The organism is Rummeliibacillus suwonensis (assembly GCF_007896435.1).
Taxonomy (GTDB): domain Bacteria; phylum Bacillota; class Bacilli; order Bacillales_A; family Planococcaceae; genus Rummeliibacillus; species Rummeliibacillus suwonensis.
Map to the genome: position 1 here is coordinate 745685 of NZ_VCBL01000001.1, position 23536 is coordinate 769220.

19 protein-coding genes and 1 other annotated feature are annotated in these 23536 nt (G+C 36.3%); of the genes, 18 read left to right on the forward strand and 1 reads right to left on the reverse strand.

Features of this window, described 5'->3' with window-relative positions; genetic code table 11:
- The first annotated feature begins 11 nt into the window (after positions 1–11).
- The gene (locus tag FEU33_RS03460) at positions 12–401 is read left to right on the forward strand and encodes an FxsA family protein (RefSeq protein WP_146548029.1); all 390 of its coding nucleotides are present in this window, start codon (positions 12–14) and stop codon (positions 399–401) included.
- On the opposite strand, the gene FEU33_RS03465 is transcribed toward FEU33_RS03460, so the two are convergent.
- On the reverse strand, positions 382–1407 hold the full coding sequence (locus FEU33_RS03465; protein WP_146548030.1) for an AI-2E family transporter: 1026 nt from the start codon (positions 1405–1407) through the stop codon (positions 382–384). The two genes, FEU33_RS03460 and FEU33_RS03465, sit on opposite strands and share 20 nt — an antisense overlap.
- A 197-nt stretch (positions 1408–1604) precedes the next feature.
- Between FEU33_RS03465 and citZ the strand changes: the two genes are divergently transcribed.
- The 17 genes from citZ (at position 1605) to rpmI (ending at position 23532) form a co-directional block, all read left to right on the forward strand.
- A complete protein-coding gene (gene citZ / locus FEU33_RS03470) occupies positions 1605–2720 on the forward strand; it encodes a citrate synthase (protein WP_146548031.1) in 1116 nt (371 codons plus the stop codon).
- A 76-nt stretch (positions 2721–2796) separates the two neighbouring features.
- The gene (icd, locus tag FEU33_RS03475; RefSeq protein ID WP_146548032.1) at positions 2797–4062 is read left to right on the forward strand and encodes an NADP-dependent isocitrate dehydrogenase; all 1266 of its coding nucleotides are present in this window, start codon (positions 2797–2799) and stop codon (positions 4060–4062) included.
- An 81-nt stretch (positions 4063–4143) separates the two neighbouring features.
- On the forward strand, positions 4144–5082 hold the full coding sequence (gene mdh / locus FEU33_RS03480) for a malate dehydrogenase (RefSeq protein ID WP_146548033.1): 939 nt from the start codon (positions 4144–4146) through the stop codon (positions 5080–5082).
- A gap of 118 nt (positions 5083–5200) precedes the next feature.
- The gene (locus tag FEU33_RS03485) at positions 5201–5665 is read left to right on the forward strand and encodes a MaoC/PaaZ C-terminal domain-containing protein (protein WP_146548034.1); all 465 of its coding nucleotides are present in this window, start codon (positions 5201–5203) and stop codon (positions 5663–5665) included.
- Between the two features lie 42 nt (positions 5666–5707).
- The gene (locus FEU33_RS03490; protein ID WP_146548035.1) at positions 5708–6424 is read left to right on the forward strand and encodes a response regulator transcription factor; all 717 of its coding nucleotides are present in this window, start codon (positions 5708–5710) and stop codon (positions 6422–6424) included.
- Positions 6424–7959, forward strand: coding sequence for a two-component system histidine kinase PnpS (gene pnpS / locus FEU33_RS03495; RefSeq protein ID WP_146549891.1), 1536 nt, complete (start codon positions 6424–6426; stop codon positions 7957–7959). Before FEU33_RS03490 ends, pnpS begins: the two co-directional genes overlap by 1 nt.
- Positions 7960–8638: 679 nt before the next feature.
- Positions 8639–11266 carry a DNA polymerase I gene (gene polA, locus FEU33_RS03500; RefSeq protein ID WP_146548036.1) on the forward strand — a complete coding sequence of 876 codons (2628 nt, stop codon included), beginning with the start codon at positions 8639–8641 and terminating at the stop codon, positions 11264–11266.
- Between the two features lie 12 nt (positions 11267–11278).
- Positions 11279–12151, forward strand: coding sequence for a bifunctional DNA-formamidopyrimidine glycosylase/DNA-(apurinic or apyrimidinic site) lyase (mutM, locus tag FEU33_RS03505; RefSeq protein ID WP_146548037.1), 873 nt, complete (start codon positions 11279–11281; stop codon positions 12149–12151).
- Between the two features lie 14 nt (positions 12152–12165).
- Positions 12166–12765: a dephospho-CoA kinase gene (gene coaE / locus FEU33_RS03510; RefSeq protein ID WP_146548038.1), complete on the forward strand. Its 600-nt coding sequence runs from the start codon at positions 12166–12168 to the stop codon at positions 12763–12765.
- Between the two features lie 130 nt (positions 12766–12895).
- Positions 12896–13918, forward strand: a complete 1023-nt coding sequence (locus tag FEU33_RS03515) for a glyceraldehyde-3-phosphate dehydrogenase (RefSeq protein WP_146548039.1) — start codon at positions 12896–12898, stop codon at positions 13916–13918.
- 566 nt (positions 13919–14484) lie between these two features.
- Positions 14485–14961 (forward strand): transcriptional regulator NrdR, encoded by a 477-nt coding sequence (gene nrdR, locus FEU33_RS03520; RefSeq protein ID WP_146548040.1) that lies wholly within the window; start codon positions 14485–14487, stop codon positions 14959–14961.
- A gap of 27 nt (positions 14962–14988) precedes the next feature.
- Positions 14989–16800, forward strand: coding sequence for a DnaD domain protein (locus FEU33_RS03525; protein WP_146548041.1), 1812 nt, complete (start codon positions 14989–14991; stop codon positions 16798–16800).
- A gap of 1 nt (position 16801) precedes the next feature.
- A complete protein-coding gene (gene dnaI / locus FEU33_RS03530) occupies positions 16802–17749 on the forward strand; it encodes a primosomal protein DnaI (RefSeq protein WP_146548042.1) in 948 nt (315 codons plus the stop codon).
- Between the two features lie 83 nt (positions 17750–17832).
- Positions 17833–18072, forward strand: a binding site (T-box leader).
- A gap of 279 nt (positions 18073–18351) precedes the next feature.
- Positions 18352–20289: a threonine--tRNA ligase gene (gene thrS / locus FEU33_RS03535; RefSeq protein WP_146548043.1), complete on the forward strand. Its 1938-nt coding sequence runs from the start codon at positions 18352–18354 to the stop codon at positions 20287–20289.
- 520 nt (positions 20290–20809) lie between these two features.
- Positions 20810–22330 carry an acetaldehyde dehydrogenase ExaC gene (gene exaC / locus FEU33_RS03540; protein ID WP_146548044.1) on the forward strand — a complete coding sequence of 507 codons (1521 nt, stop codon included), beginning with the start codon at positions 20810–20812 and terminating at the stop codon, positions 22328–22330.
- A 462-nt stretch (positions 22331–22792) separates the two neighbouring features.
- Entirely contained in the window at positions 22793–23299 is a 507-nt protein-coding gene (gene infC, locus FEU33_RS03545; RefSeq protein ID WP_146548045.1) for a translation initiation factor IF-3, read from the forward strand.
- Positions 23300–23331: 32 nt separating this feature from the next.
- Entirely contained in the window at positions 23332–23532 is a 201-nt protein-coding gene (rpmI, locus tag FEU33_RS03550) for a 50S ribosomal protein L35 (RefSeq protein ID WP_146548046.1), read from the forward strand.
- Positions 23533–23536: the final 4 nt, after the last annotated feature.

A 23536-nucleotide genomic window follows, 5' to 3' on the forward strand; every position in this document is an offset into this window, starting at 1 on the left:
AGGTGAAGGCAATGAGAAAGTTTCTAATGCTTTTAATTGCAGTTCCAATTGTCGAAATAGCTGTTGTATTACTTTCAGGAAAATTGATAGGAGCAATCCCAACCCTTTTATTGATTGTCGGAACAGGTGTGCTAGGTGTATATCTAGCCAAAACAAAAGGATTGAATGCCTTTCAACAGTTGAAAAGAGAAATTGAAAAGGGAAGAGCACCTGGAGATGCAATAATCGATGGTGTATTAACGTTTATCGGCTCTATCGTGCTCATTCTTCCAGGATTCATTTCGGATATAATTGGGATTTTACTGGTGATTCCAATAACCAGAAAATTATTTAAGCCTGCCATATACTACTGGCTACGAAAAAAAATGAAAAATGGTCAAATTATTTTGATACAAAAATAGGATGGCGTTGCAATTTCACGGCGATTAATAATATGAATGGGCTAATAATGATCCCTGCCACTCCGAAGAGCAATAGACTAATAGCACTTAAGATGAAGGCGTGTACCGAGCGAATCTGCATGGTAGACGCCCACATCATGGATTCGGCAAATTGCCTTGTCAGTTGAATCACAATATATAAAACGATCAGTTGAATACCTATTGCAACTTTTCCGGTTGCCATAAATACAATACTAATAGGAATTAGAAATACTCCGATACCTAAAAAAGGTAAAAAATCACATACTGAAACAAGTAATGCTTTTCCAACAGGTTGAGAAAAGTTTAGAAAATAAAAGCCAATAGATAGCATTCCAAATGTAATAAGTGCTAGACGAATTTCAACTGTAATAAAATAACTAAATAATGTTGTCGCCTCTTCGAAAATAGTATATATAGGCTTTCTAAAACGAGCAGGAATATAAACAAAAAACCAATGTTTATTTCTGCTCGTTTCATATAGAGAAAAATAAAATGCTACGATAAATATCGTTACTTCCACTAAATGCTGTAAGATATCTTGTATAGATTGAAATATTTTGGATAACAATATGTCGAATAACTCAAATAGTTGATCCCTGATTTGAGTAGTAATTGCTACAGGAACATGGATGAACGATGACACATTTAATAGGTTTTCTTTCAGGACAGGAAGGGTATCTATTAATACTGAAATTAGGAACAATAAACCTACTGTTATACCTGCAACTACTATGAATTCAGTCAGAAGTGCAGTTATAAACGAAGGCAATTTCAATTGCTTATGGAATAATTGAAGTAAGGGCGATAGGAAATAAGCTAAAACGATTGCTAATGTTACAGGTAGTATGAGCCAAGCGAAAAGAACTAAAAAAAGTATAAAAGTCCATAATTTTATATTATTTTTTATATTTTCATCAGGAAATTTTATAATATGGTCACCAACTTCCTTTTTTGCTAATTTATGTTTTCTTAATAATTTTAATATCTTCTATAAAATACTTAAATTTTCTTGAAAGCGCTGTTTTTTCATAAAATGAAGGTTTTTCATTCACAAAGCCGTCAAAATTTATTATAATATCAATGTAAGCGATTTACTTATAGGTTCATATGGATTTGACTATTTTTTTGATAAGTTGAAACTTGGTTTCAACGCTATTGGAAATCGAAAAAGGAGCGAGAATAATGGCAACAACTAAAGGTTTAGAAGGCGTTATAGCAGCGGAAACTAAGATTAGTTCAATCATTGATGATACTCTTACATATGTGGGTTATAACATTGATGATTTAGCAGAAAACGCATCTTTTGAAGAGGTAGTTTACTTACTATGGCACACTCGTTTACCAAAAGCAGACGAATTAGCAGAGCTAAAACAACAATTGGCTGACAATATGGCAGTGCCACAAGCAGTATTGGACCACTTCAAAACTTACGATCTTCAATCTGTTCATCCTATGGCAGCTTTACGCACAGCTGTATCTCTATTAGGTTTATATGATGAAGATGCAGAAGATATGTCAACTGAAGCGAACTATCGCAAAGCTATCAAATTACAAGCTCGTATAGCAACAGTGGTTACTGCATTTGGTCGTATCCGCGCTGGTAAAGAACCAGTTGCACCAAAAAAAGATTTGTCATATGCAGCTAATTTCTTGTATATGTTACATGGTGAAGTGCCACAACCACTCGAGGAAGAAGCTTTCAACAAAGCATTAGTGCTTCACGCTGACCACGAATTAAATGCTTCTACATTTACTGCTCGTGTATGTGTTGCAACATTATCAGATATGTATTCAGGTGTTACTGCAGCGATCGGTGCTCTTAAAGGACCTCTTCACGGCGGTGCAAATGAACAAGTTATGAAAATGTTGAGTGAAATTGGTTCAGTTGATAATGTAGAACCATATATCCAAAACAAATTAGATCATAAAGAAAAAATCATGGGCTTCGGACACCGCGTTTACCGTAATGGTGACCCACGTGCAAAACATTTGCGTTTAATGTCTGAAAAATTGACAAAACTAAAAGGTAAACCAGAACTTTACGAAATGTCAGTTAAAATTCATGATATGATTCAAGAACAAAAACATTTACCAGCAAACGTAGACTTCTTCTCTGCATCAGTTTACGATTCGCTAGGTATTGAACATGATCTATTCACTCCAGTATTCGCTGTTTCACGTGTATCTGGTTGGGTAGCTCACATCTTAGAACAATATGCTAATAACCGTTTAATCCGTCCACGTGCAGAATATGTTGGACCTGGTATGCAAAAATATATACCAGTAGAAGAAAGATAATTGCTATAATGGTAATATCGCAGGGCAGACTTTTAGTTTCTGCCCTACGTGTATGAATATAGGAGGAAAGAAACCAATGTCTAACGAGAAAATCATAGTAGAAAATGGTGTACTTAAAGTACCAAACAACCCTGTTATTCCATTCATCGAAGGGGACGGAATTGGCCCTGATATCTGGGCAGCTGCTTCTCGCGTAATCGATGCAGCAGTAGAAAAAGCTTATAATGGCGAAAAGAAAATTCAATGGCTTGAAGTTTTAGCTGGTCAAAAAGCATTCGACAAAACTGGCGAATGGTTACCACAAGAAACTTTAGACAAAATCAATGAATATTTAATCGCTATTAAAGGACCTCTTACAACACCAATCGGTGGAGGAATTCGTTCATTAAACGTAGCATTACGTCAACAACTTGACTTATATGTTTGCTTACGTCCAGTACGTCACTTTGAAGGTGTTCCTTCTCCAGTTAAACACCCTGAAAATGTTGACATGGTAATCTTCCGTGAAAACACTGAAGATATTTACGCAGGTATCGAATATCAAGAAGGTTCAGATGATGTGAAAAAAGTTCTTAACTTCCTTCAAAATGAAATGGGCGTAACTAAAATCCGTTTCCCAGAAACTTCTGGTATCGGTATTAAACCAGTATCTAAAGAAGGTACAGAACGTCTAGTGCGTGCTGCTATCAACTATGCAATTAAAGAAGGCCGCAAATCAGTTACTTTAGTACACAAAGGTAACATTATGAAATTCACTGAAGGTGCATTCAAAGCTTGGGGTTATGCTGTAGCTGAAAATGAATTCGCTGATCAAACTTTCACTTGGAACCAATATGATGCTATTAAAGCTGAACAAGGTCAAGAAGCAGCTGACAAAGCTCAAGCGGACGCTTTAGCTGCTGGTAAAATCTTAGTTAAAGATTCTATCGCTGATATCTTCTTACAACAAATTTTGACTCGTCCAAAAGAATTCGATGTTGTTGCAACAATGAACCTAAACGGAGACTACATCTCAGATGCACTTGCTGCACAAGTTGGTGGTATCGGTATTGCTCCAGGAGCTAACATTAACTATGTAACTGGACACGCAATCTTCGAAGCAACTCATGGTACAGCTCCTAAATACACTGGTTTAGACAAAGTTAACCCATCTTCAATTCTTCTTTCAGGCGTTCTTTTGCTTGAACACTTAGGATGGAAAGAAGCTGCTGATTCCATTACTGCTTCAGTTGAAAAAACAATTGCTTCTAAAGTTGTAACTTATGACTTTGCTCGTCTAATGGATGGTGCAACAGAAGTTAAATGTTCTGAATTTGCTAATGAGTTAATCAAAAACCTTTAATCTAATTAGAAAGATTGAAAAAGGGAACGGGGTGTTATCCCTGTTCCCTTTTTACATTATAAATAAAAGGGAGAGTTTATAATGGCATCTAATCGTAAAAAAATCTCAGTAATCGGCGCTGGTTTCACTGGTGCTACTAGTGCATTTTTATTAGCTCAAAAAGAACTTGGAGATGTTGTATTAGTCGATATTCCGCAAGCAGAAAATCCAACAAAAGGTAAAGCTTTAGATATGGCTGAAGCTGCTCCAGTTCAAGGTTTCGATTCTCGTATTATTGGTACTTCTCACTATGAAGATACGAAAGATTCAGATGTAGTCATCATCACTGCGGGTGTTGCCAGAAAACCTGGTATGAGCCGCGATGATTTAGTTCAAATTAATCAAAAAGTGATGAAATCAATCACAGGAGAAATTGTTAAATACTCCCCAAACTCAATTATCATTGTATTAACAAATCCTGTTGATGCGATGACTTATACAGTGTACAAAGAATCAGGGTTCCCTAAAAACCGAGTAATCGGTCAATCAGGCGTCCTTGATACTGCTCGTTTCCGTGCTTTTGTGGCAGAAGAACTAAATCTGTCGGTTAAAGATGTAACAGGTTTCGTTCTTGGTGGCCACGGTGATACAATGGTTCCGCTAACGCGTTTTTCTTATGCTGGTGGCATCCCATTAGAAACGCTAATTGCTAAAGAACGTTTAGATGAAATTGTTGCTCGTACTCGTACTGGTGGTGGTGAAATCGTTAATCTACTAGGTAATGGTTCTGCCTATTATGCTCCAGCGGCATCCCTTGTGGAAATGGCGGAAGCCGTTCTTAAAGATCAGCGTCGTATACTACCAGTAATTGCTTATTTAGAAGGAGAATATGGTTACGAAGGTATTTATCTCGGTGTCCCAACGGTTTTAGGTGGTAATGGGATAGAAAAAATTATTGAATTAGATTTAACCGCAGATGAAAAAACGGCTTTAGATAAATCTGCCGAAGCAGTTAAAAATGTCATGACCATTCTTTCTTAATATTTCGTGCCAATATAGCCGAGTAGGTATAGCCTATTCGGTTTTTTGTTTTCATACTCGATTTTTCTTACGATTATTGATACTATAAAATTACTGGAGATTTCAAAGGGGGAATCCTGTGTTACTTGATAAAAAAGGAAAGCTGGGCAAACAGCTTGAAGAGTTATCAGTAGGGGAGTCGATTCAGTTAACAGAGAAGATCGAGGATAAGGATTTATTATTGTATTTAGGATTAACAAATGATAATAATCCTTTGTACATACAACATGACTATGCTGCTCAAACTATTTATGAGAAACCAGTAGTACCTACAATCATGTTAACTGGAATAGTTACATCAGCTATTTCAAAATATTTACCTGGTGCAGGAGCATATATTCGTGAACAAATATTTCGATATCCAAAGCCTTTGTATCATTATGAAACAGTTCAAATTCAATTAACAGTTGAAAATATCGATATTGTTAATCGTGAAATTATTATAAAAATCGAGGGGAATAACAGTAACGAAGAGATTGTATTAGAGGGCACAGTAGTGGCTGTCCCACCTACTCGTCCAATAGATTCACCTAATGGCAAATAGATTTGAGATGGGGGTTTCAAATCAGTTGCGGAGGAACATAAAATGACAAACAAAATCTTAGTAGTGGAAGATGAAGTATCAATTGCGACTTTATTACAATACAATTTAAAACAGGCGGGCTATGATGTCATAATAGCTAATGATGGTCTGGATGGATTACACAAAGCCATAGAAGAAAAACCTGATTTAATCTTATTGGATTTAATGTTGCCAAAATTGGATGGTATGGAAGTTTGCAAAGAATTACGTATGAAAAAGCTAGATATACCGATCATTATGCTCACGGCGAAGGATGATGAGTTTGATAAAGTACTTGGCTTAGAGTTGGGTGCTGATGATTATATGACAAAGCCATTCAGTCCAAGAGAAGTAATGGCACGTGTTAAAGCGGTTTTAAGACGTTCCAAAGTCATTAATAATTCTCAAGAAGCAGAACAATCTTCAGGAGAAAAATCATATCACATCGGTCTTTTAAATGTTTATCCAGATCGATTCGAAGCATTTTTGGATGATAAATTATTAGAATTTACCCCAAAGGAATTTGAATTACTGTTGTACCTTTTAGAAAATAAAAATCGTGTATTAACACGTGATCAATTATTAAGTGCCGTATGGCATTATGATTTTGCGGGCGATACACGTATAGTAGATGTTCATATTAGTCATTTGCGTGATCAAATTGAAGAAAATAGCCGAAAACCAAAGTTTATTAAAACCATTCGGGGATTAGGTTATAAATTTGAGGAGCCAAAAGTTTGATGCAATCACTACGATTTCGTTTATTATTTACCTTTGGGTCATTATATATTATTACATTAGCTGGCTTAGGATTTATACTGGGTCAGCTTTTCCCGCTATTACTACAGGATTCCATAAAAACGAATATTGTGACATCGAAAGAAAAAGTGACGCATGCGATTGAACAGCAACATCTTTCCTTAACAAATTCACAAAGGGATGCAATTATAAACTCTATTGGGGATCATACGAAAATACAAGATGTATCAGATATTCGACTACAGTTATGGATTTTACTTGGAATTATTTTTATGCTGGCATTTATTATTTTAATCTTAGTTACATATCGTCTTATTAAAAACTTATCACAACCAATAGATAATATGATGATGACAGCATTTGAATTAGCAAAAGGAAATTATCGTGCACGTGCCTTTGAAGTAACAGGTTCTTTTACATTGCGTTTAAGTAAAGCCATCAATATTCTTGCTAGAAATTTACAAGATATGGCGATTACTCGTGAAATCGAACAAGAACGTTTAAAAACATTAATTGAAAATATGGGCAGCGCTTTGATCATGATTGGTAGAGAAGGAGATATAACTATTGTCAATCGTACATTTACGGAGCTGTTTGATCAATCTTATGAAGACGTACAAAGACAGCAATTTCGCGAGTTAGGGCTACCTCATGAATTAGAAGAGTTTGTAGATTATGTTTTTATGACGGAAGTTCCATATAGGAAACAACTTCATATTCAGCTTCAACAGGAATTTCGTGATATGGAAGTGTATGGTGCACCTGTAGTTGGAGAGCACGGATTGTGGCTTGGTATTGTCATTGTCATGCATGATATCACTGAACTTAAAAAGCTTGAACAAGTTCGGAAAGATTTTGTGGCAAACGTATCACATGAGCTTAGAACACCCATTACATCTATAAAAGGTTTTTCTGAAACATTATTGGATGGTGCCTATAAAGATCAAGAAACATTATTAGGGTTTTTAAAAATTATGAATAAGGAGAGTAATCGTTTACAAATGCTTGTCAATGATTTACTTGATTTATCCAAAATTGAAAAATCAGGTTTTACAGTGAATATGGAAAAAACAAGTTTACGGGATGTTATTATTCGTACAATCGAAATGACACATCAAAAACTGGAAAAAAAGCATATACAGTTTGAGGCAAAAATTGATGAAGATGTTTATATAAATGGTGATCCTAATCGTTTAGTGCAAATCGTCATGAATTTAGTGATTAATGCGATTAATTATTCTCCTGAACAGACGAAAATTACTGTTCATCTTTTTGAAAAGGATCAAACTGCTATTCTCGAAATATCAGATGAAGGAATAGGGATAAGTGAAGAAGAAATTCCTCGTGTATTTGAACGTTTTTATCGAGTTAACCGCGATCGAAGCCGCAATTCTGGTGGCACTGGTTTAGGTTTAGCGATTGTGAAGCATTTAGTAGAAGCTCATCGCGGTAAAATTCAAGTTGAAAGTACTGTTGGAAAAGGAACAACAATGCGACTTCTTTTTCCAAAAGCTTAAGAGATAAACATAATGTTGATATTGCCGTAAGATCAGAGAGCTTTAGATAAGATGATATTTGATCGAAAAAACGGCTAGAAATTTGTGGAGGGTTTTACTATCTTTTAAATTTTGTATGATGAAATGGATGTATTTACAATGTTTTTACAATTTGTTTATATAAAATTCAAAATAGAAAATTATACTAAAGGATGAAGCCCCCTTCAAATTTAGTATCGTAAAAGAGAGTTGCAAAATCCTTGCACTCTCTTTTTCTATTTGCCCAGGTATGTTGATTAAACAGAAATCAGGAAAAATATTTGACATGATCTTTAAAAAAACATGTATTTTAGCGTTATCTTAATAAATATTGATAGTTTCAAAACATCAACAAATAAGTCTAAAAGCAAATGGGCATATTCCTACCACTTTGATCGAGATATTTATCGAGAACCACTCGTCAATATGATCGAATAGACTAGATGTTCGAGGGGAAAAAGAAGGACAGGTATCAGATATACGGTTTGAGAAATATAGCTAAATCCTATCACCAACATCTGACTTTTCATGGTCACTCTTTTCCTTTCCTATTATAGGCATGGTAAAATATATAATAAGAAATCATTCATGAAAAATCTTAATTAGGCAAAAATGAATTTAAGAAATAAATGATTTAATTATTTAGTAGGAGTGTGCCAACATGACAAGTGAAAAATTACTTTTATTAGATGGTAATAGTTTGGCGTATCGAGCGTTTTTTGCGCTTCCATTATTAACGAATGACCATGGGATTCATACAAATTCCGTCTACGGCTTTACAATGATGCTGCAAAAAATATTAGAAGAAGAAAAGCCAACAAAAATGCTCGTTGCCTTTGATGCTGGAAAAACGACTTTCCGACATGCAACCTATTCAGAATATAAAGGTGGACGACAAAAAACACCGCCAGAATTATCAGAACAATTTCCATATCTGCGAAAATTATTGGATGCTTATCGTATTAAACAATATGAATTGGAAATGTATGAAGCAGACGATATTATTGGCACATTAAGTAAACAGGCAGATGAACAAGGGCTTGAAGTGGTTATTGTTTCAGGTGATAAGGACTTAACCCAACTGGCATCTAGTAATACAACTGTCTATATTACTCGTAAGGGTATGACAGATATTGAGCATTATACACCGGATCATGTACATGAAAAGTATGGATTGACCCCTCATCAAATTATCGATATGAAGGGACTAATGGGTGATTCATCTGATAATATCCCAGGTGTTCCTGGTGTTGGAGAAAAAACAGCGATTAAATTATTAAAACAATTCCCAACAGTTGAAGAAGTTTATGAACATATTGATGAAGTGAGTGGCGCAAAACTAAAAGAAAAACTTGTTCATAATGAGGAACAGGCAAAAATGAGCAAACAATTGGCAACGATCAATCGTGAAGCACCTATTGATATAGCGATCGATGATTTAAGCTATGAAGGCCCCGATATGGAAACATTATTCGCTGTCTGGCAAGAGCTCTCTTTCAAATCTTTAATTGAAAAAAGTGAATTCGAATCGGAAGCAAAAGAAACGGCAGACTTAGATTTCAAGATTGTTGATGATCTTTCTGAGGATCAATTAGCAAATCCAATGGCTGTACATCTTGAATTAGCAGACGAACATTATCACACTTGTGAAAGATTTGGGATTGCCTTAACAGCTGGAGAAATTGCCTATTATATTCCTTTTGAAAAAGCATTAGCATCCAAAGCGCTTATAGCATGGCTTGAAGATGATGCACAGAAAAAATATTTATTTGATTCGAAAGCAACTCAAGCTGCATTATTACGGAGTGGTGTCAGATTAAAAGGAGTGGAATTCGATCTTTTATTGGCGGCATATATTTTGAATCCTGCGATGCCCTCAGATGATGTAGCGATTGTTGCTAAAGAATTTGGTTTTACCGATGTCCAACCAAATGAAGTAGTCTATGGTAAAGGTGCAAAAAAATCCATTCCTGAGACAAAAGTTGTGGCAGAGCATGCAAGTCGAAAAGCTACGGCAGTCTTTAGCCTTCAACCCAAACTTGAAAAGCAGTTAAAAGAGAATGAACAATACGAATTATATCGTAATCTTGAATTGCCGCTTGCTGCGATTCTTAGCCAAATGGAAAGTGAAGGAGTAGCGGTGGATCGTAATCGTCTAGTTGAGATGGGAGCAGAACTAACGGCTAAGCTAAAGGACATTGAAGAGGATATATACCAAATAGCAGGAGAGAAATTCAACATCAATTCACCAAAGCAATTAGGTGTTATTTTGTTTGAAAAACTGGGACTGCCTGTCATTAAAAAGACAAAAACAGGCTATTCTACAGCTGCTGATGTCTTAGAAAAATTAGCCCCAGCGCATGAGATTATTCAGCATATTTTAAAATATCGTCAACTCGGAAAATTGCAATCTACTTATATTGAAGGTTTGTTGAAGGTGATTCATGAGGATGATCATAAAATTCATACACACTATCAACAAGCATTAACGTCTACTGGTCGTTTAAGCTCAACAGATCCTAATCTACAAAATATTCCAATACGTTTGGAAGAGGGACGTAAAATTCGTCAAGCTTTTATTCCTTCTCATGAAGGGTGGAAAATGTTTGCTGCCGATTATTCTCAAATTGAATTGCGTGTGCTCGCTCATATGTCTAACGACGATAATCTAATCAGTGCCTTTAATCATGGTATGGATATTCATATGAAAACAGCAATGGATGTTTTTCATGTCAATGCAGAAGATGTGACACCAAACATGCGGCGGGCAGCAAAGGCCGTTAACTTTGGGATTGTTTATGGAATCAGTGATTATGGATTATCTCAAAACTTAAAGATTACCCGTAAGGAAGCCGCTGATTTTATCGATCGTTATTTTAAAAGCTTTCCTGGTGTTCAGGCTTATATGAAAAATATCGTAGATGAAGCGAAAAAGAATGGATATGTGACAACAATATTAAATCGTCGTCGTTATTTACCGGATTTAAAAAGTTCAAACTTTAATTTACGCAGTTTTGCGGAAAGGACTGCGATGAATACGCCAATACAAGGGAGTGCCGCTGATATCATTAAAAAAGCAATGATTGATATGGCAAAGGCGCTAGAAGAACATCAGCTACAAGCAAAAATGCTGTTACAAGTTCATGATGAATTGATCTTTGAAGCGCCAGAAGAAGAAATCCCTATATTAGAAAAGATAGTTCCTCAAGTGATGGCGAATGCGATTAAATTACAAGTGCCATTAAAGGCAGATTTTGCATCAGGTTCTACTTGGTATGAAACGAAATAAGGGAGTGATTGTATGCCAGAATTGCCTGAAGTAGAGGGAGTTGTGCGTGCACTTCAGCCTGTTGTGGCGGGAAAAGTGATCCGTCATGTTCAGGTTTCAAATACAATTTGCACCTCCATAAAAGAAGGAAAAGCATGTATTATTAAGGACATGAATCCTGAAAAATTTTCAAATACATTGCAAAGTATGACGATTAAAGAAGTCGAACGACGCTCGAAATATATCTTTTTTTATTTAGAAAATCATGATTTGAACTATGTTCTTGTTAATCATTTGGGGATGACAGGAGCATGGTTCCATGTTCATTCATTGAATGAAATAACAGAGGGGAAATTTCAAAAGCATATACATATTGTATTCACTTTTGATGAGGATGAATATCTTGTCTATGCGGATATTCGACGCTTTGGTGAGATGCGGCTGTTGCATTCAATCGATGAGTATCCTCCACTATTAGAAATAGCACCGGAGCCCTTTTCAAAAGAAGCATTGTCTCATTTTCTGACTAAATCAACATTGCCGAAGTATATGAATAAGCCTGTGAAAGAAGTTATTATGGATAGTCATGTGATTGCCGGATGTGGCAATATCTATGCGACGGAATCTTTATTTCGTATGAAAATTCATCCTGCAAGAAAACTTTCAAGAATAAGTGCTAAAAGAAAAATAGAGTTGTTTTATACGATTGTGGAAGTTTTGAAGGAAAGTATACATGCGGGTGGTTCAAGTATCTCTGATTATCGAAATATTAATGGCGAAGCAGGTGGTATGCAAGATCGTTTACAGATGTATGGGAAGAAAGAGTGCCCAATATGTCATACTAATACAAAACAATTGGTAATTTCAGGACGCAATTCTGTGTACTGTCCAAATTGCCAGCATTAAAAGGTGAGTGAAAAATGATTATTGGTTTAACTGGAAGTATTGCCAGTGGTAAAAGTACAGTAGCTAAGATGTTTCAAGAATTGGGTATTCCCATTGTAGATGCTGACATCGTTGCGAGAGTTGTTGTCGAACCAGGAACCGAAACGTTAGGAAAAATTGTGGAATCGTTTGGAAAAGAAATTCTGAAGGACAATGGAGAACTCAATCGTGCAAAATTAGGGGATATTATTTTCCATAATCCGTCCAAAAGAAAAGAATTGAACGATATCATGCATCCCGCTATCCGTAAAGAAATGTTGCGACAAAGGGATGAATGGCTTGAAAAAGGGGAACAACATGTAGTGATGGATATTCCATTGCTTTTCGAAAGTCGTTTACAACATTTTGTAGAAAAGATTTTAGTTGTTTCTGTGTCCGAGGATACACAATTAGCAAGATTGATGGAAAGAAATCACTTATCAGAAGAGGAAGCAAGAGCGAGAATTGCTTCACAACTTCCTCTTTCTGAAAAAGAAAAAGGGGCTGACGCTGTCATCTACAATAACGGGAATTTAGAAAATACACGTGATCAATTGTTGCAAATATTGAATTTGTGGGGCGTTATTGATTGTTGAATAAAAATTTAGAAAATATAAATATTAAAATATAGTTTATATTATGTTTTACTTTCTTGGAAATGTGCTATACTATTTGAGAATAATACAAATTAAGTATAACTCATAGTGAACAGGGAGGATATTATTCATGACAGTTTCGATTGCTATTAACGGATTTGGCCGTATTGGACGTATGGTGTTCCGTCAAGCGATTCTACAAGATGATTTAAATATCGTTGCGGTAAATGCAAGTTATCCAGCTGAGACATTAGCTCACTTGGTAAAATATGATACAACACATGGTAAATTTGATGGTGAAGTAAAAGCGGAAGAAGATGCACTCATTGTGAACGGTAAACGTGTGCAGCTTGTGAATGATCGTAATCCTCAAAACTTACCTTGGAAAGAAATGGGCGTAGATGTTGTCATTGAAGCAACTGGTAAATTCAATGAACGCAGCAAAGCAGCATTACATCTTGAAGCAGGTGCTAAAAAAGTCATTTTAACAGCACCAGGAAAAAATGAAGATGTCACAATTGTAATGGGTGTTAATGATGATCAATTAGATCTTTCAAAACATGATATTATTTCAAATGCAAGTTGTACAACAAACTGCCTTGCACCAGTTGCAAAGGTTTTAAATGATACATTTGGAATTGTAAATGGTTTGATGACAACCGTTCACTCTTATACGAATGACCAAAAAAACATTGATAATCCACATAAAGATTTACGCCGTGCTCGTGCATGTGCCGAATCCATTATCCCAACTTCTACAGGTGCTGCGAAAGCGTTAACACTTGTACTACCTGAATTACAAGGAAAATTACATGGTTTGGCTTTGCGTGTTCCTACACCAAATGTTTCTTTAGTCGATCTAGTTGTAGATTTACAACGCGATGTAACTGCTGAAGAAGTAAATGATGCATTCATAAAAGCATCTGCAGGCTCATTAAAAGGCATTTTAGATTTCACAATGGAACCACTTGTTTCTCGTGATTACAATTCAAATCCTGCATCAGCAACAATTGATGGTCTTACGACAATGACAATCGGTGGCAATAAAGTGAAAGTACTTGCTTGGTACGATAACGAGTGGGGTTACTCAGCACGTGTCGTAGACTTAACTAGAAAAGTGGTTTCTGAATTAAAAGAAGAAGTGAATGTTTAATCATTACTTTTTGTAAAAGGTTTCACTTTTATGAGGGAAAATCCATTTAAATAGCAACAAAAAATCCTCGGTATTGTCGGGGATGTCTAAAAAGTAGAGAGAGTGCGATTCACTGAATCGTGCTCTCTCTACTTTCATTTTGGTTTTGAATGCTTTCTACAGGGAGGACAAGCATCACCTAGAAAAATTTTCTCCACGTTAACAGGTAGTAAAATTCCCATCTCAAGATTTAGAGAAAAACGAGAAAGATAGGTGGGGAATCGACTGCCACATACGCCCGATTGATTCGAGCCAACGAGATATTTGTCACTCAGGTGTTGCCACAGGACGTGGTACTTTTCACTTCCGTTCCTCTAGTTCAGTGTGGATGAAGAAAACCCCACTGATGGAAGTTTCACTTTATCAGACAAGCTAGCTTCGATATTTTGAAATTCTCTACTAAATCGACAATATTGTGTAGGAAAGCCTCGAGTAAAGAGGATTTTCTACACTTTTTTCGATTTATACCATTATTTTTTGTTATAATAGATAAACTAATACGTTTTCGAAATCAGGAGAGAAAAATTATGAAATGTCCAGCTTGTCAATATAACGGAACAAAAGTCATTGATAGCAGACCTGTTGATGATAACAAAGCAATTCGTAGACGCCGAGAATGTGAATCTTGTGGCTTTCGCTTTACCACTTTTGAGAAAGTAGAAGAAATGCCGCTTATTGTGATCAAAAAGGATGGATCGCGTGAGGAATTTAGTCACGAAAAAGTACTTCGTGGACTGATACGTGCATGTGAAAAGCGCCCTGTCGCATTAGATATATTAGAGGATTTAGTGTTTAACATCGAACAAGATCTACGACGTATTGGCAATGCAGAAGTAAAATCAGAAGATGTTGGAGAAATGGTGATGGATCGACTTTCTAAAATCGATGAAGTTTCATATGTACGTTTTGCTTCTGTTTATCGTCAATTTAAGGATATCAATGTTTTTATCGACGAACTAAGAGAGTTAATCGAAAGACAATCCAAAGAACATGAAAATGAGTAATAAGTCGATATTTGGAGGGACTAGTCGGTGAATTTACATAACGAATTGCAATCTGTAGATCGTCTTTCCATTCGCGTACCTTTTCCTTTATCTAGCTATGATCGGAAATTGATAACCCTCTTGTATCAACCACTTGTTGGAGCAGAACCAGTTAGTCTTTATTTTTTATTATGGGCTGAGGGGGAAAATATAGAGGATAATACAATGTCGCATTATCATTTGATGAATGCATTGAATATGCCGATCGGTAAAATTTTTGAATCACGAATAGCACTTGAAGCGATTGGTTTACTTCGTACATGGCGTAAAGATCAACAAGAAATGCGGTCTTTTATCTATGATGTGATGCCGCCACTCGATGCCGCTACTTTTTTCGACGATCCTCTTTTATCTATGTTTTTATATAGTAAGATTGGGGAATCGGCTTATCGTAATTTACGGCAACGTTTTGTTTCAAAAGGATTGTCTAATCATGGTTATCAGGAAGTTTCTAGAACATTCACAGATGTTTATCGACCTGTTCAACACAATTTGCCATCTGATGAAATACAACTTACAGGATTGCAAGAAAAACCAAAAAAATTGCCATTTAACTATGAAGATTTTGATTTTAATCTATTAAGAGTTGGCCTGTCGGAACAACTTGTACCATCTTCTGTCTTGACTGCTGAAGCAAAGGCGACTATTGCAAAGTTAGCGTTTCTTTATCATTTAACACCGCTCGACATGCAAAAGATTATTCTTTTAGCACTCGATGAACAAATGGTTTTAAGCGATTTACGTTTAAAAAAAGAAGCAGCCGATTATTATAAATTAACGGTTTCAAAAGAGCCGCCAACCATGCAAATAGTTATTGAGAAGCAAAGTCAGGAAGTCTTTACACAAACAGCCATCGTTGATGATGATATCGATCCAATGGAGGCTGAACTGATTCGATGGTTTGAGAAATCTTCTCCCATTGATATATTAAAAGCTGTTGCGGGAGGCAAAGAGCCATTTCCAAATGATTGTCAATTGGTGGAAGATTTAGTCATGCAATATGGCATCCCCACGCCTGTTGTCAACGTACTAATACATTATGTATTTTTACGCAATCACGGGAAGCTCAATCGAAAATACGTTGAAACAATCGCTTCACACTGGCGTAATACAGGTGTGAAAACGGCTAGGGAAGCGATGAAACTAGCTAGGGATTTTGAAGAACAAAAGGGCAGTGATTCTAAACAAGAAGAAGCTCCTATGGAAACTAAAGATTATTCAACAGAATATAAATTATTAAAAGCAGGGGCAGGTATTTTTTTTCAGTTGCCACAGTTTGTTGACGCTGATTTTACAAATACAGATCAGTTAAAAAAAGAATTGCTGGTTATATTGAATAGTGTGAAGCCAATTGACTTATTGACGATGCTCGTAAAAGGAAAAACACCTTTTGAAAAGGACGTCAAAGTGGTGCTTGATTTCACTGCGAAATATGACATGCCAATACCGGTTGTCAATGTTTTGATTCATTATGCTTATTATGTAAGTAATGCAAATCTAAATAATGCATTTTTACAAGCGATTGCTTCCAATTGGCAAAAAAACAATATACAAACGGCAGAGCAAGCATTAAGCTTTGCAAGAGATTATCAAATTCAAAAAGCACGTAAGCAAAATGTTCCAAAAGGAAAGCTAAATGCGAAGGCTCAAAATGTGCCCAATTGGTATTATGAAAATAAACTAAAGCAGCAAAAGAAGAAGGAAGAAAGACAATCAGATAATAGCCATACAGATTATGAAAAAAAACGTCAAGAGATTATGAAAAAACTAGGTATGGATGAAGGGGAGGTGGATTCATAGAATGGAGCCAATCAACAGTAGATTAACAAAATTGATGGATTCTCAGTTTCAAGCTCGTTTTCATGAGATGCAAAAGGAGATCCTTGAAGATAAGGGTGTACAAAAGTTCCTAGCTGAAAATGATCAATTAGCCAGCCGTGAAATGGTTGAAAGAGGCTTAGGGAAGCTTTATGAATACGTCAATCAACAGCATGATTGTGGCCGATGTGAATCTGTTGCTACTTGTAAGAATGCGATCAACGGTTTTATCCCAAAACTGACGATCATTCGAGGACAAATTGATGTAGAATACGTTCCATGTCAGACAAAAAGAATGGAAGATGCACGTCGCAAAGCAGCTTCCATGATCTCTAGTATGCATATGCCGAAGGATGTATTAAAAGCTAAAATCAATGATTTAGATACGAGCAATGAATCTAAAAAGGCCATTCGTGCATTCGCTGAATTGTTTATCCAAAATGTCCGTCATACAGGAAACTTACCAAGGACGGGATACTATATCTATGGGAACTTTGGTGTTGGTAAATCCTTTGTCCTAGGTGCAATTGCCAATGAACTTGCATCGATGGAGATTAAGACTGTGATGGTTTATGTCCCTGATTTTTTAAGTGAAATAAAAAGTTCTATCCAAGATCAATCTTTGCAAGAAAAAGTTGATTTCGTGAAGAAAGCACCTGTTCTCATGTTGGATGATTTAGGGGCGGAAAATTTATCAGCTTGGACAAGAGATGAAATTATCGGTACAATCCTACAATATCGGATGAATGAAGGACTGCCAGTTTTTATTACGTCTAATTATAATTATGATCAGCTTGAGAATCATTTCGCGACGACTCAAAAAGGCGAGGTAGATGTCCTGAAAGCTGCTCGAATAATGGAGCGAATCAAGGCGTTGACAACAGATGTTGAAATGATCGGCGAAAATAGAAGGCTGTATCAAACAGATTGACTTTTTCTATGCTGATGAAGCAGGACTCAATTGAAGCTTGATTTTCAAAACAATTCAGTATATAATTTCAACCATAATCTAATACAAATGCTTTGAAAAGGACAACAATTTTCTGCACGACTCAAAGAGAGAGAAGCCTTGGCTGAAAGCTTCTTAGTAACGGCATAAAGTTTACCGCCTTGGAGCAGCGACAGTGAATGTCAGTAATTGTCGACGGTTGCGGCCCGTTAGCCGAACTAGAGCTTCGTCTAAGCAAATTTGCTATCACAAACTTTGTTTAGAAGGAAGAAGGGTGGAACCACGAGTATCATCTCGTCCCTTTGTGGACGGGATTTTTTTATGCATAAATTTAGCTAATAGCAGCTTGTTTAGATATCCAAAACGAAAATTATGAGAAGATTTGATTCGGAAGTGTGTTTTTCGGCTTCCCATCAATTGACGGTTTTAGAGGAGAGTATAGCACTTAAATTGCGGGTGTTTGGAGTGATCCTCGAAGTTCTCATCATGAAAATTGGACTTTTTGAATAAGTAAAATTTATGCATGAAACAATTTCTCCAGCTTGTGGCCCAGAGCTCTAGAATATAAAAAAGGAGAGATTATTATGGCAGACATGATCAAATTAACATTTCCAGATGGCTCAGTAAAAGAGTTTGAAAAAGGTATCACTACTGATGCAGTGGCATTATCCATCAGCCCAGGATTGCGCAAAAAAGCAATCGTTGGTAAGTTCAACGATATCCTAGTTGATACAAAAACACCTCTTGAAGAAGATGGTTCCATTGCTATCATTACACCAGCAGATAAAGAAGCACTTGAAGTAATCCGTCATTCCACAGCACATCTTTTAGCGCAGGCTGTGAAACGCTTATTCCCAGGTGTGAAATTAGGTGTGGGTCCGGTAATCGATGATGGTTTTTACTATGATATAGATTCTCCAGAACCGATTACTTCAGAAGATTTCCCACGCATCGAAAAAGAAATGAAAAAAATCGTTGCAGAAAATATTGAAATCGTTCGTCATGATGTATCTCGTGCAGAAGCGAAAAAACGTTTTGAAGAAATTGACGATGAATATAAATTAGAGCTTCTTGAAGCCATTCCAGAAGATGAACAAGTTTCAATTTATGAACAAGGTGATTTCTTCGATCTTTGCCGTGGTGTACATGTACCTTCAACAGGCAAAATTAAAGAATTTAAATTGTTGTCAATCGCTGGTGCTTATTGGAGAGGCAACTCAGATAACAAAATGTTACAACGTATTTACGGTACAGCATTCTTCACGAAAGATGAATTAAAAGCCCATCTTCAAATGCTGGAAGAGGCAAAAGAAAGAGATCACCGTAAAATCGGGAAGGAACTTGAATTATTCACTACCAACAAATTAGTAGGTCAAGGGTTACCTCTATGGTTGCCAAATGGTGCTACAATCCGTCGCACCATTGAACGTTATATCGTCGATAAGGAAGTGTCACTTGGTTACAAGCATGTTTATACGCCAGTATTGGGATCTAAAGAGCTCTATGTAACTTCTGGACACTGGGATCACTATCAAGAGGATATGTTCCCTCCAATGGAAATGGATAACGAAACACTAGTACTTCGTCCAATGAACTGCCCTCATCACATGATGGTCTACAAATCAGCAATGCGTTCATACCGTGACCTACCATACCGAGTTGCAGAACTTGGTACAATGCATCGTTATGAAATGAGTGGCGCTGTTTCTGGCTTACAACGTGTTCGTGGTATGACTTTAAATGATGCCCATATATTTGTCCGCCCAGACCAAATCAAAGAAGAATTCAAAAGAGTCGTTGAGTTGATCCTAGATGTGTATAAAGACTTTGATTTAAACGACTATGAATTCCGTCTTTCTTATCGTGATCCAGAGGATACTGAAAAATATTTTGATGATGATGCTATGTGGGAAAAAGCGCAAAGTATGTTAAAAGAGGCTATGGATGATCTCGGCTTAGATTATTATGAAGCTGAAGGTGAAGCAGCATTCTATGGTCCAAAACTAGATGTTCAAGTAAAAACTGCCATCGGTAAACAAGAAACATTATCTACTGTTCAATTAGACTTCTTATTACCAGAACGTTTTGATCTTGGCTATGTAGGTGAAGATGGTAAGCAACATCGCCCAGTTGTTATTCACCGTGGTGTTGTATCAACGATGGAACGTTTTGTAGCATTCTTGATCGAGGAATACAAAGGAGCCTTCCCAACATGGTTAGCACCTGTTCAAGTACAAGTCATCCCTGTATCAAATGATGCTCACTTTGACTATGCAAAAGATGTTCAAGAAAAACTGCAAGCAGCAGGTTTCCGAGTAGAAATGGATTACCGCGATGAAAAACTTGGTTACAAAATCCGTGAAGCACAAATGAAGAAAATTCCTTATATGCTTGTTATTGGAGATAAAGAATTAGAAGCGGGTAGTGTAAATGTACGTCGTTATGGCTCAAAAGATTCTGAAACAGTATCATTTGAAGAATTTTTAAAGGCTATTCGAGAAGACGTTGCTCATAAGGGATAGTAGATATCTATAGAAAAGTCGGGGAAAAATCCTCGGCTTTTTTTGTGTTTGAATAATTTCTAGGTTTTGCATAAAAATTTTATTTATAAAGAAAAAGTATTAAAAGATACTCATTCAAACGTGAAAATATTCACAAGAATATGTGATGATTTTCACAAATAATCGTGAAATATTTCACAAGTATTTGTGTAATTTTTCACATGGCATTTGTTAAATATTTCACAAACTAAAAATACTATATTTTTTAATTGAATATGCTAAATAATCTCGAAAATGTTCTAAAAATATTCATAAAACAACATATTATCTTATTATTTATTGATTATTTATAAATATAAAATGAAAAAATATTCTCTTTATATCAATAATTTTCTTAGTATATATGTGTATTTCACAAACTTTTGTAATCACAGAAAAATATCATAGATTACTATTGTACTTTTAGGGAAAAAGGTTCATGATGAAGGAAAACAAAATAGTAAATCTGTTTTGTAATTTCATTGAAAGAAGGGGTTTTAGAATGATTTATGCAAATCCAAATACAGCAGGTGCTGTCATTCATTTCAAAGAACGTTACGATAACTTTATTGGTGGTGAATGGATCGCACCTGTAAAAGGAAATTATGCAGCTGTTACTACGCCAGTTACTGGAGAAAAATATACAACAGTTGCAAAGTCAACTACAGAAGATATTGAATTAGCTTTAGATGCGGCCCATGCAGCAAAAGATACTTGGGGAACAACATCTCCTGCTGAACGTGCAAAATTATTAAACAAAATTGCAGATCGTTTAGAAGAAAACTTAGAAAAATTAGCAGTTGCGGAAACTTGGGACAATGGGAAAGCAGTACGTGAAACTTTAAATGCTGATATTCCTTTGGCAATTGACCATTTCCGTTATTTTGCCGCTGCTATTCGTGCTCAAGAAGGAAGAACTACTCAAATTGATCATGATACCGTTGCTTATCATTTCCAAGAGCCTCTAGGTGTTGTTGGACAAATTATTCCATGGAATTTTCCAATTCTAATGGCGGCGTGGAAGATTGCACCAGCCCTCGCTGCTGGTAACTGTATCGTATTAAAGCCAGCTTCTCAAACACCTATTTCTATTCTTGTATTAATCGAAATAATTCAAGATTTGCTACCAAAAGGTATCTTAAATATTGTCAATGGTCCTGGGGCTGAAATTGGAGAAGCACTTGCAACAAATCCGCGTATTTCTAAAATCGCATTTACAGGTTCGACAGCTGTTGGTCGTCAAATTATGCAATATGCCACTGAAAATATTATCCCTGTAACCCTTGAACTTGGCGGGAAATCACCAAATGTTTTCTTTGAAGATATCATGGATAAAGATGATGAATTTTTAGATAAAGCACTTGAAGGTTTTGCATTATTCGCATTAAATTCTGGTGAAATTTGTTCATGCCCTTCACGTGCATTGATTCAAGAATCTATTTATGATCGATTTATTGAAAAAGCTTTAGAACGTGTAAAAGCTATTAAAATCGGCAATCCTCTAGATACAGAAGTCATGATGGGGGCACAAGCTTCAACAGCACAGCAACGTAAAATTTTATCTTACCTACAAATTGGGAAAGAAGAAGGCGCGGAAGTATTAATCGGTGGTGACGCCAATCGTTTAGATGGTGAATTTGCTGAAGGTAATTATATCCAACCTACAGTATTTAAAGGTACAAATGATATGCGGATTTTCCAAGAAGAAATCTTTGGCCCTGTCCTTTCAGTAACAACTTTTAAAGACTATGATGAGGCCATTAAAATTGCAAATGATACAGTATATGGCTTAGGTGCTGGTGTTTGGACACGTTCTGGTGATCTGGCATATCGTGCTGGTCGCGCTATTCAAGCAGGCCGTGTTTGGACAAATACGTATCATCAATATGTAGCTGGGGCTGCATTTGGTGGTTACAAACAATCAGGTATTGGACGCGAAACACATAAAATGGTGTTAGATCTTTATCAACAAACAAAATGTTTGCTTGTAAGCTATGATCGCAAGGCACAAGGATTCTTCTAATGTAATTATTTGAAGGATTTAAATACAAGGCTTAGAATATATTTGTTATCTTGAATAAGTCAGAAGTTAAATAGAAGAATGCTCGTATTTTAAAGGCAAAAAGTTGTCCATAAAATGATTTGTTTAAGGTAGAACATATATATTGGCTATAGTTTTGAAAATATGTTGACTATATGTACAGAACGTGGTAAAGTATAAAAGGTTATGAATACAAGTTTGTGGTTGAAGTAGAGGCTGCCCGCTTCTCACCTGATCAATCTAAGCCATTAGTGTTGGCAGGTTACATGATAGAAGAACGGATCACGCATTTCGGCGTGTGCATATATCTTGCGGGCGGACATTTCGACAGTGTCCGCCCTTTTTTAGTGGACATCGAAATACCCGTACCGATCATCATCGGGCAACTAGCCCAAACCATGTATTCGCGACACTACTCGGAGGTGGATTGTTATTAGCAAAGACATGTATGTAAACGAAGGTATTCGCGCTCGTGAACTTCGTGTAATCGACCATAATGGAGATCAACTTGGAGTAAAATCACGCAATGAAGCCTTAACAATTGCAGAACGTGCAAATTTGGATCTTGTCCTTGTGGCTCCTCAAGCCAAGCCACCAGTCGCTCGTATCATGGACTATGGTAAATTTAAATTCGAGCAACAAAAGAAAGATCGCGAAGTACGCAAAAATCAAAAAGTGATCGTGATGAAAGAAGTAAGACTAAGTCCTACTATCGATGAACATGATTTCCAAACGAAATTGCGTAACGGGATCAAGTTCCTAGAAAAAGGGGACAAAGTAAAAGCATCCATTCGGTTCAAAGGTCGTGCGATTACACACAAAGAAATCGGTCAAAAAGTATTAGACCGCTTTGCAGAAGCTTGTGCAGAATATGCAACGGTTGAACAAAAACCGAAAATGGAAGGCAGAAGCATGTTCTTAGTATTACAACCTAAGAACGAAAAAAAATAAGTTTTAGTCGAACAGTTTAGGAGGAATTCGAAATGCCAAAAATGAAAACTCACCGTGGCGCAGCTAAACGTTTCAAAAAAACGGGTACTGGTAAATTAAAATATGACCGTGCTTTTGGTAGCCACTTATTTGCAAACAAATCTACAAAAGCAAAACGTCACTTACGTAAAGCAAATATTGTCTCTCCAAGTGACTACAAACGTATCAAATCTTTACTTTCAAACATTAAATAATTTC

Excerpts from the sequence above, each read along its gene's own strand:
- exaC (WP_146548044.1), top strand. The coding sequence starts at position 20,810 with ATGATTTATGCAAATCCAAATACAGCAGGTGCTGTCATTCATTTCAAA.
- FEU33_RS03460 (WP_146548029.1), top strand. The coding sequence starts at position 12 with ATGAGAAAGTTTCTAATGCTTTTAATTGCAGTTCCAATTGTCGAAATA.
- rpmI (WP_146548046.1), top strand. The coding sequence starts at position 23,332 with ATGCCAAAAATGAAAACTCACCGTGGCGCAGCTAAACGTTTCAAAAAA.
- mdh (WP_146548033.1), top strand. The coding sequence starts at position 4,144 with ATGGCATCTAATCGTAAAAAAATCTCAGTAATCGGCGCTGGTTTCACT.
- nrdR (WP_146548040.1), top strand. The coding sequence starts at position 14,485 with ATGAAATGTCCAGCTTGTCAATATAACGGAACAAAAGTCATTGATAGC.
- pnpS (WP_146549891.1), top strand. The coding sequence starts at position 6,424 with ATGCAATCACTACGATTTCGTTTATTATTTACCTTTGGGTCATTATAT.
- mutM (WP_146548037.1), top strand. The coding sequence starts at position 11,279 with ATGCCAGAATTGCCTGAAGTAGAGGGAGTTGTGCGTGCACTTCAGCCT.
- icd (WP_146548032.1), top strand. The coding sequence starts at position 2,797 with ATGTCTAACGAGAAAATCATAGTAGAAAATGGTGTACTTAAAGTACCA.
- thrS (WP_146548043.1), top strand. The coding sequence starts at position 18,352 with ATGGCAGACATGATCAAATTAACATTTCCAGATGGCTCAGTAAAAGAG.
- citZ (WP_146548031.1), top strand. The coding sequence starts at position 1,605 with ATGGCAACAACTAAAGGTTTAGAAGGCGTTATAGCAGCGGAAACTAAG.
- polA (WP_146548036.1), top strand. The coding sequence starts at position 8,639 with ATGACAAGTGAAAAATTACTTTTATTAGATGGTAATAGTTTGGCGTAT.
- FEU33_RS03515 (WP_146548039.1), top strand. The coding sequence starts at position 12,896 with ATGACAGTTTCGATTGCTATTAACGGATTTGGCCGTATTGGACGTATG.
- dnaI (WP_146548042.1), top strand. The coding sequence starts at position 16,802 with ATGGAGCCAATCAACAGTAGATTAACAAAATTGATGGATTCTCAGTTT.
- coaE (WP_146548038.1), top strand. The coding sequence starts at position 12,166 with ATGATTATTGGTTTAACTGGAAGTATTGCCAGTGGTAAAAGTACAGTA.
- FEU33_RS03490 (WP_146548035.1), top strand. The coding sequence starts at position 5,708 with ATGACAAACAAAATCTTAGTAGTGGAAGATGAAGTATCAATTGCGACT.
- infC (WP_146548045.1), top strand. The coding sequence starts at position 22,793 with ATGTATGTAAACGAAGGTATTCGCGCTCGTGAACTTCGTGTAATCGAC.